The following is a 14592-nucleotide window of genomic DNA, read 5'->3' on the forward strand; positions in this document are numbered from 1 at the left end:
CGGATGTTTCGGGAGGAACCAGATGGCGATCTTCAGCAAGCTCATGCCTGCTCTCCACCATGACGACCACAACGACCACCGCAGGAGGGACTTCAGTTCGGGGCACGACAACGACCACGGGGACATGCACCACAACCATCGCCGTGACCACCACCACCGTCGGACCGGTCACCGGAGGTGACCTCGGATGCGGGCTGAGCGGGCCGGGGGTCGAGGGATCCGGTCCGCTCACGCCGTCGTGCCGCCCGCGCCCGCCGCGCCGCCGCGCGAGGTGTTCCGGAGGTTCTGGCCGTACACCCGCGGCGGCCGGCGCTGGCTCGTGCCCCTCGTCGTCCTCGGTGCGGCCGGCCCCGCCGTCGAGGCGGCCGAACTCTGGCTCTTCAAGAGCGTCGTCGACGAGGTGCTGGTCCCCCGGCGGCTGGGCCCCTTTCTGTGGATCGCGCCGGCCTATCTGGGGCTCGTCGTCTGTTCCGGAGTTCTCGGCTTCGCCGACGACATGACCTCCGCCTGGGTCGGTGAACGCTTCCTGCTCGCACTGCGCTCCGACGTCTTCCGGCACGTCCAGGGGCTGTCGCTCGGCTTCTTCGAACGCCGGCGGCTCGGGGACGTGCTCTCCCGGGTCACCGGCGATGTCGACGCGGTCGAGACGTTCCTGCTCTCGGGGGTGGCCGACGTCCTCTACTACGTGATCCAGCTGGGCGTCTTCCTCGGCCTGCTGTTCTATCTCCGCTGGGACCTCACCCTGCTCGCCCTGGTCATCGTGCCGCTGTTCTGGGGTGCCGCCCGGCATTTCTCCCGGCGGATCAAGGAGGCCTCGCGGGAGCGCAGGAGGCGCAGCGGCTCGCTCAGCGCGATCGCCGAGGAGTCGCTGGGCAACGCGGCGCTGGTGCAGGCCTACAACCGGCAGGGCTGGGAGGCGCGCCGGTTCGACCGGGAGAACCTCGGCAGGTTCCGGTCGGTACTGGACTCGGCGCGGCTGCACGCGGTGTACCGGCCGGTGGTCGAGCTGATCGAGGTGAGCGGAGGCCTCGCGGTGATGGGGCTCGGTACCTGGAAGCTGACGCAGGGGCAGCTCACCCTGGGCGGGCTGCTGGTGTTCCTGGCGCTGATCGGCAAGCTCTACGGCCCCGTCCACGGTCTGTCCCAGCTCGGCACCACCTTCTACGCGGCCTCCGCCTCGGCCGAGCGGATCATCGAGCTGCTCGACGAACGGCCCCAGGTCGGGCAGGCGCCGGGGGCCCGCCGGCTGGGCCGGGCACGGGGTGCGCTGGAGTTCGACGGGGTGTGGTTCCGCTATCCCGGCACGGTGTCCTGGGCGCTGTCGGACGTGTCGTTCCGGGTGGCCCCGGGCGAGACGCTGGCGCTGGTCGGGGCCAGCGGGGCCGGCAAGTCGACGGTCGCCAAGCTCCAGTTGCGCTTCTACGACCCCGACCGGGGAGCGGTCCGGCTCGACGGGACCGATCTGCGGGAGCTGCCGCTGTTCGACGTCCGCGAGAACGTGGCGGTGGTGCTCCAGGAGACGCTCGTCTTCCACGGCACCGTACGGGAGAACATCGCCTACGGCCGGCCGGGGGCGAGCGAGGCGGACATCGTCGCGGCGGCGCGCGCCGCGGACGCCCACGAGTTCATCGAGCGGCTCCCGGAGGGCTACGACACCCTGGTCGGCCAGCGCGGCCGCACCCTGTCCGGCGGGCAGTGCCAGCGCCTGGCGATCGCCCGCGCGATGATCAGGGACACGCCCGTGCTGCTGCTGGACGAACCGACCACCGGGCTCGATGTGCGGTCGGGCCGGCGGATCATGGAGCCGCTGCGCCGGCTCATGGCCGGGCGGACGACCGTGGTCATCTCGCACAACCTGCTGACCGTCCGCGACGCCTCGCGGATCGTGGTGCTCGACCACGGCCGGATCGTGGAACACGGCGCTCACGACGACCTGCTGCGCAGCCAGGGGCCGTACGCCCGGCTGCACCGGCTCAGCGCGGGCACGGTGCTGTCATGAGCGGCCGCGCGGCACACGGCGATGGCCCCGCGCCCCTCGTCCCGGGCACGAAGCCGGCGCCGGGGTACGAGATCCTCGGGCATCTGACCCGCACCGGCTGGCTCGACGTGTACGACGCGTGGAGCGAGGAACGGGCCTGCCGGTGCGTGCTCAAGACCGTGCGGCCGGACCTGCGGGGCGAGCAGCGGCTGGGCGAGCGGCTGCTGCGGGAGGGCCGGTGGCTGCGGGAGTTCAGCCATCCGCACCTGGTCCGAGGGTACGAGACCGTCGAGTCGCCCGAGCCGCTCGTCGTCCTGGAGACGCTGACCGGCGAGACCCTGTCCCACCTCGTGGCCCGGATGCGGCGGCGGCCGGCTGCCGCCGATGTGGCGCTGCTCGGCGTGCAGTTGTGCTCCGCGGTCCACTATCTGCACGGCCGGGGTCTGCTGCACCTGGACCTCAAGCCGTCCAACGTGGTGGTGGAGCGCGGTCATGCCAAGGTGCTGGACCTGAGCGTCGCCCGGCCACCCGGACCGGCGCCCGCCGGCGTGGGCACGTTCTGCTACCTGTCTCCGGAGCAGGCCCGCGGCGGTCCGCTCACGGCCGCCGCCGACGTGTGGGGCGTCGGCATCACGTTGTACGAGGTCGCGTGCGGTGACGTGCCGTTCGACTGCGGCGGGACCGTGGACGAGTCCGAGGACGACGGCGCGGATGTGGCGGACGGCCGGTATCCGCAGGCCGAGGAGGCGGCTGTGCCGATCGCGTACCGGCGGCGGCTGCCGCGCGCCCTCGCCGCGGCCGTCGACGCTTGTCTGCGGGCCGACCCGGCGGCCCGGCCCACGGTCGCGGAGCTGGCCGAGACCCTGGAGGCGACTGTGCCCCGGCACCCGTGACGCGGACCGGCCCGCTTCACGCCTCGGACTCCACGACCTGGCCCATGTGCAGTTGGGCCGTGGCGAGGACCGTGCCGTCGGCCATCGTCAGCCGGGCACCGGAGACGGTCGAGAGGTCGCCGGGTACGGGCACGCCCCACCCGCCGTGTCCGCCGGCCAGGGGGAAGTCGCCGACGCGCGTGGTCGTGCCGTCGGCGTGCTGGAGGAGACAGGTGACCTTGCCGGTGTACGAGCCGTGCGGGCCGGTGAGATCGACGGACACGAAGATCCAGCCGGGGCTGCCGGGGTGGGCGTAGACCTCGCCGACGGGGCCCCCGCCGCCCGTGGTGGGCATCATGTTCCCGACCAGCATGGGTTCGGACTCGGCGGCGGGCCCGGACGAGGCGACGACGTCCTCGACGGCGGTGCCGATCGCCCAGCCCGCGAATCCGACGGCGACGGTGAGCGCCGTGGCGACGGCCGCGAGCCGCAGCCGGGCCCGGCGGGCGCGCCCGCGCAGGCCCCGGGAGGCGCGGCCGGCGGCGGCCGTGGGGCTCTCGTGCGCCGAGACCTGCTCGGCCAGCCTGCGTGCCACCCGGGTCTCGAAGCCGGGCGGTGGCTCGCGGTCCGGGAGCAGGCCGATCAGCCGGTCGCCGACCTGGGTCAGCTGGCTGACGTACTCCCGGCAGTCCGCGCACCGGTCCAGATGGGCGACCGCCTCGGCGCGCTCCCGGCCGGGCAGCACGCCCAGCGCCAGCTCGGCGCCGATCTCCCGCAGCTTGTCGCAGTTCGCGTCACTGGACATGGTCGCCTCGCTTCGGAGCCGCGAGTGTGGTGCGCAGTTTCGTCATGGCGGCCCGGATCCGCGTCTTGGCCGTGCCGAGCGGGATCCGCTCCGCGTCGGCGATCTGCTGGGCGGTCATTCCGTAGACGCCCGCCATCACCAGGGCCCGCGCCTGTTCCCGGGGCAGCCGTCCCACGGCGGCCCGCAGCTGGGAGGAGGTCTCGTCGGCCAGCGCCCACTGCTCGGGGGTCTCGGTGACGGCGCCGATGAGGGCGTCGAGGTCCTCCGGTGCCATCGGCTCGGTCCGCCGCGCCCGGACGGCGTCGACGGCGAGGTTGTGCGCGATGCTCGTCAGCCAGGTGGCGACCGAGCCGCGGCGCGAGTCGTAGATCTGCGCATGACGCCACGCCCGCTCGAACGTCAACTGGGCGACGTCCTCAGCGAGTTGCTCGTCCCCGGTGACGGCCATGGCAACCCCGAAGACCCGGTGCTGGAATCTGCGTACGAAGACGACCGCGAGGTCCGGATCACCGGTGGCGAGCCCGGACAGCAGCGCCTCGTCCGGGAGGCGGCCCACGGGGGACCGGAAACCCGACACACCCCTGTATACGGTCGACGGCCGCCAGGGGATTGCCCGCCCGCCTGCCCGCCCGTCGCGGAAGATCACATTCCCATTCTCCGCCGACGGGTGGGGTGCCGCATGCGGGCTCAGTGCCCGTTCTGCGCCAGTCGCAGCATGTGGTCCGCCAGCGCCTGACCGCCGGTCGGATTCCGGCTGATCAGCATCAGGGTGTCGTCACCGGCGATCGTGCCCAGGATGTCGTGCAGCTCGGCCTGGTCGATGGCCGAGGCCAGGAACTGGGCCGCACCCGGCGGGGTGCGCAGGACCACGAGGTTGGCCGAGGCCTCCGCGGAGATCAGCAGCTCCTGGGACAGGCGCCGCATCCGCTCCTCCTTCGCCGACTCCCCCAGCGGAGCGCGCGGCGTACGGAAACCGCCCTCGCTCGGCACCGCGTAGATCAGGTCGCCGTCGGTGTTGCGGATCTTCACCGCGTTCAGCTCGTCGAGGTCCCGGGAGAGCGTCGCCTGGGTGACGCTCAGCCCGTCGTCGGCGAGCAGCTTGGCCAGCTGGCTCTGCGACCGCACCGGCTGCCGGTTGAGGATGTCCACGATCCGGCGGTGCCGTGCGGTGCGGGTCTGCGGTACGGCGGGCCCGGCACCCGCCGCCTGCTCGTGGTCCTGCGCCTCGCTCATCGTCGTCTCATTCTCCGGATCGTCCGTCCCCGTCGATCGGGTTCGCTGCGTCGAGGATGCCGGGCAGCGCCTGGAGCAGCGCACCCACCTCGTCGTCGCGGAGATTCAGCGGCGGCATGAGCCGTACGACGTCGGGGGCGGGCGCGTTCACCAGGAACCCGGCCTCCTGGGCCGCCTGCTGCACCTGCGGTGCGCGCGGCCCGGTGAGCACGATACCCAGCAGCAGACCGGCACCCCGAACATAATCGATCAACGGGTGGCCCAGCGCCTCGATTCCCTCGCGCAGGGCGGCGCTCTGCCGCTTGACGTTCTCCAGCAGGCCCTGGTCGGCGATGGTGTCGAGAACGGCGAGCCCGGCGGCGCAGGCGACGGGGTTGCCACCGAAGGTCGTGCCGTGGTGCCCGGGGTGGAGGAGTTCGGCGGCCCGGCCGAAGGCCACCGTGGCGCCGAGCGGCAGTCCGCCGCCGAGCTGCTTGGCCAGGGTGACGACGTCGGGCAGCACGCCCTCGTGGGCCTGGTACTCGAACCAGGTGCCGGTGCGCCCGATGCCGGTCTGCACCTCGTCGAGGACCAGCAGGGCACCGGTCGCGGCCGTGATCGCGCGCGCGGCCTTCAGATAGCCGGCCGGGGGTACGACCACCCCGTTCTCGCCCTGGATCGGCTCGATGATCACCAGAGCCGTCTCCTCGGTGACCGCGGCCGCGAGCGCCTGCGCGTCCCCGTACGGAACGTGGGTGACGTCATCCGGCAGCGGGCGGAACGGGTCCTGCTTGCCGGGCTGGCCGGTGAGCGCGAGGGCGCCCATCGTGCGGCCGTGGAAGCCGCCGGTCGTGGCGACCATGTGGGTCCGCCCGGTCAGCCGGCCGATCTTGAACGCGGCCTCGTTGGCCTCGGCGCCGGAGTTGCAGAAGAAGACCCTGCCCTCGCGGCCGAAGAGCGTCAGCAGCCGCTCGGCGAGCGCCACCGTGGGTTCGGCCATGAAGAAGTTGGAGATGTGGCCGAGCGAGGCGATCTGCCGGCTCACCGCCGCCACGATCGCCGGGTGGGCGTGACCGAGGGCGTTGGTGGCGATGCCGCCGACGAAGTCGAGGTACTCCCGGCCCTCGGCGTCCCAGACCTTCAGGCCCTCGCCGCGCACGAGGGGCAGCCGCGGGGTGCCGTAGTTGTTCATGAGGGCGCCCTGCCAGCGCGCCGTCAGCTCGCCGTTGCCCGTGTTGCCCGTCATGACTGTTCCCCCTCGGCTCCGTCGGGCACGACCATCGTGCCGATGCCCTCGTCGGTGAAGATCTCCAGCAGGATCGAGTGCTGGACCCGGCCGTCGATGACGCGGGCGGTCGTGACACCGTTGCGTACGGCGTGCAGGCAGCCCTCCATCTTCGGCACCATGCCGGAGCTCAACTCCGGCAGCAGCTTCTCCAGTTGGGAAGCGGTGAGGCGGCTGATCACCTCGTCGGAGTTCGGCCAGTCCTCGTAGAGTCCCTCGACGTCGGTGAGGACCATGAGGGTCTCGGCGCCCAGAGCAGCAGCGAGTGCCGCAGCCGCCGTATCAGCATTGACGTTGTAGACATGTCCGTCGTCCTGCGAGCGGGCGATCGAGGACACGACCGGGATACGGCCGTCCGCCAGGAGCGCCTCGATCGCGCCGGTGTCGATGTCGGTGATCTCGCCGACCCGGCCGATGTCGACCCGTTCGCCGTCGATCTCCGGGGTGTGCTTGGTGGCGGTGATGGTGTGGGCGTCCTCGCCGGTCAGGCCGACGGCGAGCGGGCCGTGCTGGTTGAGCAGGCCGACCAGTTCGCGCTGCACCTGGCCGGCGAGCACCATCCGTACGACGTCCATGGCGTCCTCGGTGGTGACGCGCAGGCCCGCCTTGAACTCGCTGACGATGCCGTGCCGGTCGAGGGCGGCGCTGATCTGCGGGCCGCCGCCGTGCACGACGACCGGCTTGAGCCCGGCGTGGTGCAGGAACACGACGTCCTGCGCGAACGCGGCCTTCAGGTCCTCGTCGATCATGGCGTTTCCGCCGAACTTGATGACGACCGTCTTGCCGTTGTGCTTGACCAGCCAGGGCAGCGCCTCGATGAGGATCTGGGCCTTGGGGAGCGCGGTGTGTTTACGCGTGGTGCTCATGAGGAGTAGGCGCTGTTCTCGTGGACGTAGTCGGCGGTCAGGTCGTTGGTCCAGATCGTCGCGGTCTCGGCGCCCGCGGCGAGGTCGGCGACGATGTGCACCTCGCGGTAGCGCATGTCGACCTTCTCGCGGTCCTCGCCGACGGAGCCGTTCTTGCACACCCAGACGCCGTTGATGGCGACATTGAGCTGGTCCGGCTCGAAGGCGGCGCTCGTGGTGCCGATCGCGGAGAGGACCCGGCCCCAGTTGGGGTCCTCGCCGTGGATCGCGCACTTGAGGAGGTTGTTGCGGGCGATGGAGCGGCCCACCTCGACGGCGTCCGCCTCGCTGGCCGCGTTGATCACCTCGACCTTGATGTCCTTGCTGGCACCTTCGGCGTCGCCGATGAGCTGCCGGCCGAGGTCCGCGCACACCGTCTCCACGGCGGCGGCGAACTCCTCGTACCCGGGGGTGATGCCGGAGGAGCCGGAGGCGAGCAGCAGGACGGTGTCGTTGGTGGACATGCAGCCGTCGGAGTCGACCCGGTCGAAGGTGACCTTGGTGGCGGAGCGCAGGGCCCGGTCCAGGGTCGCGCTGTCGAGGTCGGCGTCGGTGGTGAGGACGACCAGCATGGTGGCGAGGCCGGGCGCGAGCATGCCGGCGCCCTTGGCCATGCCGCCGACGGTCCAGCCGTCCTTGGTGACGACCGAGGTCTTGTGGACGGTGTCGGTGGTCTTGATGGCGATGGCGGCCTTCTCACCGCCGTGCTCGGAGAGCTGGGCCGCGGCCGTCTCGACGCCGGGGAGCAGCTTGTCCATGGGGAGCAGGACACCGATGAGTCCGGTGGAGCAGACGGCGACCTCGATGGCGCCCCGGCCGAGCGCCTCGGCCACCTTCTCGGCGGTGGCGTGGGTGTCCTGGAAGCCCTTGGGGCCCGTACAGGCGTTGGCGCCGCCGGAGTTGAGGACGACCGCGGAGACCTGGCCGCTCTTGAGCACCTGCTCGGACCACTGCACCGGCGCGGCCTTCACGCGGTTGGAGGTGAAGACGCCCGCGGCGGCACGGCGGGGCCCCTCGTTGACCACGAGGGCCAGGTCCGGGTTGCCGTTCTCCTTGATCCCGGCGGCGACACCGGCCGCCGTGAATCCCTTCGCTGCCGTCACGCTCACGGCGCAACTCCGATCGTCGTCAGCCCCGTGGACTCGTCGAGACCCAGGGCGATGTTCATGCTCTGGACGGCACCGCCCGCGGTGCCCTTGGTGAGGTTGTCGATGGCGCTGATCGCGATGATGCGGTCCACCTCCGCGTCGTACGCGACCTGCACCTGAACGGCGTTGGAACCGTAGACGGACGCCGTCGCGGGCCACTGGCCCTCGGGGAGCAGGTGGACGAACGGCTCGTCGGCGTAGGCCTTCTCGTACGCGGCCCGCAGGGACTCCGCCGTGACGCCGGGCCTGGCCGAGGCGCTGCACGTGGCGAGGATGCCGCGGGGCATCGGGGCCAGCGTCGGCGTGAAGGAGACCCGCACGGTTTCGGCGGCCACCCCGCTGAGGTTCTGGATCATCTCGGGGGTGTGCCGGTGGCCGCCGCCGACGCCGTAGGGCGACATGGAGCCCATGACCTCGCTGCCGAGCAGGTGCGGCTTGGGCGCCTTGCCCGCGCCGGAGGTGCCGGACGCGGCGACGATCACCGCCTCGGGCTCGGCGAGTCCGGCCGCGTAGGCCGGGTACAGGGCGAGGGAGACGGCGGTGGGGTAGCAACCGGGCACCGCGATGCGCTTGGACCCCTCCAGCGCGGCGCGGGCACCCGGCAGTTCGGGCAGGCCGTAGGGCCAGGTGCCGGCGTGCGCGGAGCCGTAGAACCGCTCCCAGTCGGCCGGGTTCCTCAGCCGGAAGTCGGCACCCATGTCGATCACGAGAACGTCGGGGCCGAGCTGCTCGGCGACGGCGGCGGACTGCCCGTGCGGCAGCGCCAGGAAGACCACGTCGTGCCCGGCGAGCGCCTCGGGCGTGGTCTCGTCCAGCACCCGGTCGGCCAGCGGCAGCAGATGCGGCTGGAGCGCGCCGAGCCGCTGGCCGGCGTTCGAGTTCCCGGTCAGCGCACCGATCTCGACCTCGGGGTGTGCGAGGAGCAGGCGCAGGACTTCGCCGCCCGCGTATCCGCTCGCTCCGGCCACCGCCGCACGTACCGCCATGTCATCCTCCTCTTGATGGCATGACTATACGTATCGCCGCAGTTTTATGCAACGCCCGCCCCGTCCGCGGTGGCTGCCCGCACACCGGCGGACGCGGCCCTGGGCCCGCCGCCGGTGCCAGGTCCCGCACGCGGGCGGCCGGCGATCAGGAAATCGGTCGGGCGCTTCAGGGAATAGCGACCCGGTCGCGCCGCGCGGAAATGACTTCAAAGAATTTCAAGGAATTTCAAGGAATGAGGTCTTTCGTACGTTCCCCTTCGGTCGCCGTCACCAGGAAATCCGGGCGAGGTGTGCGCCGGCGGCGAACGCCGGGAATGACGGTGAGCAGGACGAGGGTAACCAGTGAGACCGCCCCGACAGCCGTGCCCAGCCGCAGGCCAGGTGGGTGGAAGGTGCAGGTGAGGCTGGTCGACGTACCGTCCAGGGGGACGGCGACGAGCCCGTGGTGGTTCAGCGCGGGCCGGGCCGGGCCGTCGCCCGTGGCGCACCGCCAGCCGGCGATCCGGGGCGCGGCGAGCACCGCGATCCCCTTGCTGTGGGCGGGGAGCACGGCTCGGACCGTGCCGTCGGAGACGGTCACCTCGGTGGCTCCCGTGGCCGTCAGCCGGGCGGCGGCCGTACTCAGCCGGGCGGTGTCCAGGCAGCCGACGGCACCGGTGGAGATGCTGCTGGGGCGGTTCGGGGTCAGCTGGATGCGGACCTGTCCGGAGGCGGGGGTGCGGCCGAGCGGTGCCATGGGGGCGCGGTTGCGCGGGTACGACGAATCGAACCGGGCCGCGGCCCCGGAGAACCGCGCCGTGCCCGAGAAGTAGGGCACCCAGAGGTGCACCTGGGTCCCGGCCGGGCAGCGGGCCGTGACCGTCGCCCGGGTCCGGGCGCTTCCGGTGCCGACCTGGCCGTCCGCGACCGGCCTGCCGGTGTCGTCGTACACGGTGACGCGGGGCACGGTGTAGACGCGGGTGCCGAGCAGCAGTTCCTGGTTGCGGTACGGCGACGGCCCGAAGGGCGCCGGGTCGGCCGCGGGCCGTACGGTCACCAGGGGCGGCACGGCCCGCCGGGTGACGGTCGACGGGCCGTCGTCCGCCGGCCGGTGGGTCCGGTACGGGTCCGGCGGGTTGTGGACCCGGGCGCCGACGGAGAACACGACGTCGGTGACGGCGTTGTCCAGGCTCTGCAGACTGCGCCCGCCCGAGGTCCAGCCGCCGCCGAGCGCGGTGAGGGTGCGGTAGAGGACGTCCGAGGTGAAGCTGCTGTAGTACTGGGCACCCTGACCGCCCACGAGCAGCGGATCGTTGGCGACGGTCTGCTCGCGGCCGGGGTCGGTGCGGTACCGGGGCCAGCCGTCGGCACCGGCGATCGCCGCCGCCTGCCGGTCCTGCCGCTGCCCCCAGGGCGCGTAGTCGTCCAGCAGTTCCAGCCGCAGCTTCGTGGTGTCCGCGGAGGTGACGGCCGCCTCCCCCGCCTGCGTGCCCAGCAGGATGACGACGGCCAGGCCGGCGAGCCGGGTGCGCGGCCCGGCGCGGTACAGGAGGGCGAGTCCGCCCAGGGTGCCTGCGACGGCGAGCAGCAGCACCGGCCAGGTCGCCGGGCGGACCAGCGTGCTGCGGCTGGCGACGGCGGTGATCGCCGCGAGCAGCGCGGTCGCGGCGCCGAGGGCGCGCCAGTCGGGCGGGCCGTACGCCAGGGCGTGCCAGGCGGCGATGACCAGCAGCCCGCACAGCACGAAGGTCTGCCGGTAGGAGCTGCCCTGCGGGACGGCGAAGGCGTGCCAGGCCAGGCTGGTGGGGGCCCACTGGAGCGACAGGGTGACCGCGAGCACCAGGGCCGTCCAGCCCGCGCGGACCCGGCCGGGGACCGCGCGGTGGAAAGGCAGCGCGAGGGCGAGGACGAGGGCGGTGATGCCGACGTAGAGGCCCGGGGTGCCGAAGCCGTACGTCGTCGGCAGCAGCCGGGCGAGCAGATCGTCGGCCGGCGCCCGCGTGAACTGCCGGAAGTGGCCGGGAGAGGCGTGCTTGGTGCCCAGGTAGATGACGATGGCGAGCGGGGCGGCCAGGCCCATGCCGAGGACGGCGGTGAGAACGGCACGGCCGGCCGTGGCGAGGGCCTCGCGGCGGGAGGGGCGGGCGAGCAGCAGGCGCAGCAGCAGGAACAGGCCGGCGCCGAGGGTGGCCATGTAGGCGGTGTAGAAGTTGGCGATCCAGGCGAGGGCGACGAGGAGCACACCGGCCGCACGGCGGCGCCGCCCGAGGGTCCACTCGCCGACCAGGCACAGCAGCGGCAGGGCGATCAGGCCGTCGAGCCACATCAGGTTGTAGTCGGCGTCCGCCAGGGTCCAGCCGCACAGCGCGTACGACGCCCCGAGCAGACCCGCCGCCCACCAGCGGCCGGGGCGCAGCGTCAGCAGGAGCCAGGCCATGGCGGCCGCGGCGCAGGCGATCTTCAGGACCGTGATGACGTAGACCGCGAGGTCGATCTCGTCCCGGGGGAAGAGGGCGACGAGGAGCGCGAACGGGCTGCCGACATACATGCCGAGGTCGGGCAGGAAGCTGGCGCCGTACCCGGACTGCCAGTTGACGAGGAGGCCGCCGTCGGTGTGGCCGTGCAGCAGGTCCCAGAGGTGGGCGTGGTAGGGCACGTACTGGTTGCCCAGGTCGTTGACGGTGCGGGTGCGGGGGCCGAAGGGGAAGCTGCGGGCGAGGATGCCGGCGGCGCAGTACACCGTGGCCGCGACGGCCGCGGCGAGCAGGGCGGCGGCACGTGCGGGCTTACGGCACCCGTCGGGCGAGGCGGTGCGGTCCATCGAGCGGAAGTCCTCAGCGAATTCTTCGAGATCTCGGAAATTTCGCCGACTTAGACAGGGCGGCTTTATGAATGGTTGTGCCCTCGCCGGAAAAAGTGTCACCGGATCGGACATGGCGAAGATCCAGTGAATTCTGGAGGCCTTGGGGAAACGGCGGATTTCGGCCGGGTGAGATCAGGGTGAATAGCCCTTTCGGGCGGCGTAGGCCCGGGCCGCCCGGACCCGGTTGCCGCACTGGGTGGTGCACCAGCGGCGGGCGCCGTGGGAGCGCAGGAACCAGCGGGCGCAGCCCTGGGCGGCGCACTCGGTGAGCTGGCCGGCGTCGGCGCCGGTGAGCAGGTCGGTGGCGTCCTCGGCGAGCTGGGAGAGCGCGGCGGCGGCCGGATTGCCGGTGTCGGGGACGTCGGCGCGGCGGGGGCCGTCGGCGGTCCAGGCGAGCCGGGGGGTGGCGGGGGCGGCCGCGAGGGCGGTGTTCAGGGTGTCGAGGGCGTCGGCGGCGGGAGGTGTTCCGGCGGCGCGGGCCTCGAACAGGCCGCGCAGCGCCTCGCGGAGACTGCGCAGCCGGCCGGACTGCCTGCCGTTGAGATCGACCCGGTCGGGCAGCAGCTCGTGCCGGACGAGCCACAGATGGGCGGCCTCGGTGTCGTCGAGCAGGTCGACTCGGCCGTGGCTGACGGTGAACCGGGTGTTGACGAGCGCCAGCGCGACGTAGCGGTCCTCGCCGGGGACCGGGAGCTGGTGCAGGTAGACGGGGGCCTCATGATCCACGGTTCTCATGGTAATCCTTGCGATTCTCCATGAGGAGGGCTTAGCGTGCCTCACGGAGAACTTCTGAAAAAACCGTGAGACATGAGAGGTGGACCGCCGTGGCCTTCGACGTGGACGCGCTGCGCAAGGACTTCCCGATCCTGGAGCGGACCCTGGACGGTGGCGTGCCGCTCGTCTACCTGGACTCCGGTGCCACCACGCAGAAACCCCTCCAGGTCCTGGACGCCGAGCGGGATTTCTACCTGACCCGCAACGCGGCCGTGCACCGCGGGGCGCACCAGCTCGCGGGCGAGGCCACGGAAGGCTACGAGCAGGCGCGGGCCACGGTCGCCCGGTTCATCGGGGCCGCCGCCGACGAGGTGGTCTTCACCCGGAACACCACCGAGGGCATCAACCTCGTCGCCTACGCGCTGGGCAACGCCGGCCGGCTCGGTCCGGGCGACCGGATCGTGGTGACGGAGATGGAGCACCACGCGAACCTCGTCCCCTGGCAGCAGCTGGCCGAGCGGACCGGGGCGCGGCTGGACTGGTTCGGCCTCACCGACGAGGGCCGGCTCGATCTGTCCCGGGCCGACGAACTGCTGGACGAGCGCACCAAGGTGCTCGCCCTCACCCACCAGTCCAATGTCCTCGGCACGCTCAACCCGGTGCGCGAACTGGCCGACCGCGCCCATGCGTTCGGCACTCTGGTGGTCGTGGACGGCGCCCAGTCGGTGCCGCACCGCCCTGTCGACGTCACGGACCTGGGCGCGGACTTCCTCGCCTTCTCCGGGCACAAGATGCTCGGCCCGAACGGCGTCGGTGTGCTGTGGGGCCGGGCGGAGCTGCTCGCGGATCTGCCGCCGTTCCTCACCGGCGGCTCGATGATCGAGATCGTGGAGATGGACCGCAGCACCTTCCTGCCGCCGCCCCAGCGCTTCGAGGCGGGCGTGCCGGTGACCTCCCAGGCGGTGGGTCTGGCGGCGGCGGTGGAGTACCTGGAGCGCCTGGGCATGGCGGAGGTGGCGGCGTACGAGGACACGCTCACCGCCCGCGCCCTGGCCCTGCTCGCCGAGGTCCCGGGCGTCCGGATCGTCGGCCCGTCCGGCCTCGCCGACCGGGGCTCGGCCGTCTCCTTCACGGTCGACGGCATCCACCCGCACGACGTCGGCCAGGTGCTGGACGACCGGGGCGTGGCCGTCCGCGTCGGCCACCACTGTGCCCGCCCGATCGTGCGGCGCTACGGCATCCCGGCGACGACCCGGGCGAGCTTCTACGTCTACAACACCCTGGCCGAGGTGGACGCCCTGGTGGAGGGTGTGCGGGCGGCTCAGCGGTACTTCAAGGTCTGATCACACTTGCATTGGAGTGTGCTCCAACTCCTACGGTTGCGGTCATGAGCAACGGACAGAGCACCACCCGTGAAGAGCGCTTCGCCCACGGCTTGGAGGTCCTGCGGAAGGTCGACGGTGAGGCCGGGCAGCGGGTCGTCGACTCGCTCGCGGACATCAGCCCCGAGCTGGGCCACCAGATCGTCACCTGGGCCTTCGGGGAGATCTACGACCGGCCCGGACTCGCCCCGCGCGACCGGCAGCTGGTCACCCTGGGCATGCTCACCGCGCTCGGCGGCTGCGAGGCCCAGCTGGACGTGCATGTGAACGCGGCCCTGAACGTGGGCCTCACGGCGGAGCAGATCACGGAGGCGCTGCTGCACTCCGCCGTGTACTGCGGCATACCGAAGGCGCTGAACGCCACCTTCGCCGCGAAGAAGGTCTTCGCCGAGCGTGGGCTGCTGCCCCTCGGACAGCAGCCCACCCAGGAGACGCCGGCTACGCCTGCTTGATCACCCCTGCT

Annotated in this window: 13 protein-coding genes; 4 read left to right on the plus strand and 9 right to left on the minus strand. The window is 72.3% G+C overall.

Annotated elements, in window-relative coordinates; all coding sequences use genetic code 11:
• The first annotated feature begins 187 nt into the window (after positions 1-187).
• Entirely contained in the window at positions 188-1999 is a 1812-nt protein-coding gene (locus LE548_RS19795) for an ABC transporter ATP-binding protein (protein ID WP_225098220.1), read from the plus strand.
• Positions 1996-2871, plus strand: a complete 876-nt coding sequence (locus tag LE548_RS19800; RefSeq protein WP_225098221.1) for a serine/threonine-protein kinase — start codon at positions 1996-1998, stop codon at positions 2869-2871. The genes LE548_RS19795 and LE548_RS19800 overlap by 4 nt, the downstream gene beginning before the upstream one ends.
• Positions 2872-2887: 16 nt before the next feature.
• Here the strand turns inward: LE548_RS19800 and LE548_RS19805 are convergent, their stop codons facing one another.
• The 9 genes from LE548_RS19805 to LE548_RS19845 form a co-directional block, all read right to left on the minus strand.
• Positions 2888-3655, minus strand: coding sequence for a hypothetical protein (locus LE548_RS19805; RefSeq protein WP_225098222.1), 768 nt, complete (start codon positions 3653-3655; stop codon positions 2888-2890).
• A complete protein-coding gene (locus tag LE548_RS19810) occupies positions 3645-4232 on the minus strand; it encodes an RNA polymerase sigma factor (protein ID WP_225098223.1) in 588 nt (195 codons plus the stop codon). Before LE548_RS19810 ends, LE548_RS19805 begins: the two co-directional genes overlap by 11 nt.
• Before the next feature lie 110 nt (positions 4233-4342).
• A complete protein-coding gene (locus LE548_RS19815) occupies positions 4343-4888 on the minus strand; it encodes an arginine repressor (protein ID WP_225098224.1) in 546 nt (181 codons plus the stop codon).
• 7 nt (positions 4889-4895) lie between these two features.
• Positions 4896-6113 carry an acetylornithine transaminase gene (locus tag LE548_RS19820; RefSeq protein WP_225098225.1) on the minus strand — a complete coding sequence of 406 codons (1218 nt, stop codon included), beginning with the start codon at positions 6111-6113 and terminating at the stop codon, positions 4896-4898.
• Positions 6110-7018, minus strand: coding sequence for an acetylglutamate kinase (argB, locus tag LE548_RS19825; RefSeq protein WP_225098226.1), 909 nt, complete (start codon positions 7016-7018; stop codon positions 6110-6112). Before argB ends, LE548_RS19820 begins: the two co-directional genes overlap by 4 nt.
• Positions 7015-8166: a bifunctional glutamate N-acetyltransferase/amino-acid acetyltransferase ArgJ gene (gene argJ, locus LE548_RS19830; RefSeq protein WP_225098227.1), complete on the minus strand. Its 1152-nt coding sequence runs from the start codon at positions 8164-8166 to the stop codon at positions 7015-7017. Before argJ ends, argB begins: the two co-directional genes overlap by 4 nt.
• Positions 8163-9191, minus strand: a complete 1029-nt coding sequence (gene argC, locus LE548_RS19835) for an N-acetyl-gamma-glutamyl-phosphate reductase (protein ID WP_225098228.1) — start codon at positions 9189-9191, stop codon at positions 8163-8165. The genes argJ and argC overlap by 4 nt, the downstream gene beginning before the upstream one ends.
• Before the next feature lie 226 nt (positions 9192-9417).
• Entirely contained in the window at positions 9418-11991 is a 2574-nt protein-coding gene (locus LE548_RS19840; RefSeq protein ID WP_225098229.1) for a YfhO family protein, read from the minus strand.
• 174 nt (positions 11992-12165) lie between these two features.
• Positions 12166-12768, minus strand: a complete 603-nt coding sequence (locus tag LE548_RS19845; RefSeq protein ID WP_225098230.1) for an ABATE domain-containing protein — start codon at positions 12766-12768, stop codon at positions 12166-12168.
• 89 nt (positions 12769-12857) lie between these two features.
• Between LE548_RS19845 and LE548_RS19850 the strand changes: the two genes are divergently transcribed.
• Positions 12858-14090 carry a cysteine desulfurase gene (locus LE548_RS19850; protein ID WP_225098231.1) on the plus strand — a complete coding sequence of 411 codons (1233 nt, stop codon included), beginning with the start codon at positions 12858-12860 and terminating at the stop codon, positions 14088-14090.
• Positions 14091-14134: 44 nt separating this feature from the next.
• Positions 14135-14581, plus strand: coding sequence for a carboxymuconolactone decarboxylase family protein (locus LE548_RS19855; RefSeq protein WP_225098232.1), 447 nt, complete (start codon positions 14135-14137; stop codon positions 14579-14581).
• Positions 14582-14592: the final 11 nt, after the last annotated feature.

Origin of the sequence: Streptomyces sp. CoH27 (genome assembly GCF_020181035.1) — a bacterium.
Taxonomy (GTDB): Bacteria; Actinomycetota; Actinomycetes; order Streptomycetales; family Streptomycetaceae; genus Streptomyces; species Streptomyces camelliae.

Excerpts from the sequence above, each read along its gene's own strand:
- LE548_RS19795 (WP_225098220.1), top strand. The coding sequence starts at position 188 with ATGCGGGCTGAGCGGGCCGGGGGTCGAGGGATCCGGTCCGCTCACGCC.
- LE548_RS19800 (WP_225098221.1), top strand. The coding sequence starts at position 1,996 with ATGAGCGGCCGCGCGGCACACGGCGATGGCCCCGCGCCCCTCGTCCCG.
- LE548_RS19805 (WP_225098222.1), bottom strand. The coding sequence starts at position 3,655 with ATGTCCAGTGACGCGAACTGCGACAAGCTGCGGGAGATCGGCGCCGAG.
- LE548_RS19815 (WP_225098224.1), bottom strand. The coding sequence starts at position 4,888 with ATGAGCGAGGCGCAGGACCACGAGCAGGCGGCGGGTGCCGGGCCCGCC.
- LE548_RS19820 (WP_225098225.1), bottom strand. The coding sequence starts at position 6,113 with ATGACGGGCAACACGGGCAACGGCGAGCTGACGGCGCGCTGGCAGGGC.
- argB (WP_225098226.1), bottom strand. The coding sequence starts at position 7,018 with ATGAGCACCACGCGTAAACACACCGCGCTCCCCAAGGCCCAGATCCTC.
- argC (WP_225098228.1), bottom strand. The coding sequence starts at position 9,191 with ATGGCGGTACGTGCGGCGGTGGCCGGAGCGAGCGGATACGCGGGCGGC.
- LE548_RS19840 (WP_225098229.1), bottom strand. The coding sequence starts at position 11,991 with ATGGACCGCACCGCCTCGCCCGACGGGTGCCGTAAGCCCGCACGTGCC.
- LE548_RS19845 (WP_225098230.1), bottom strand. The coding sequence starts at position 12,768 with ATGAGAACCGTGGATCATGAGGCCCCCGTCTACCTGCACCAGCTCCCG.
- LE548_RS19855 (WP_225098232.1), top strand. The coding sequence starts at position 14,135 with ATGAGCAACGGACAGAGCACCACCCGTGAAGAGCGCTTCGCCCACGGC.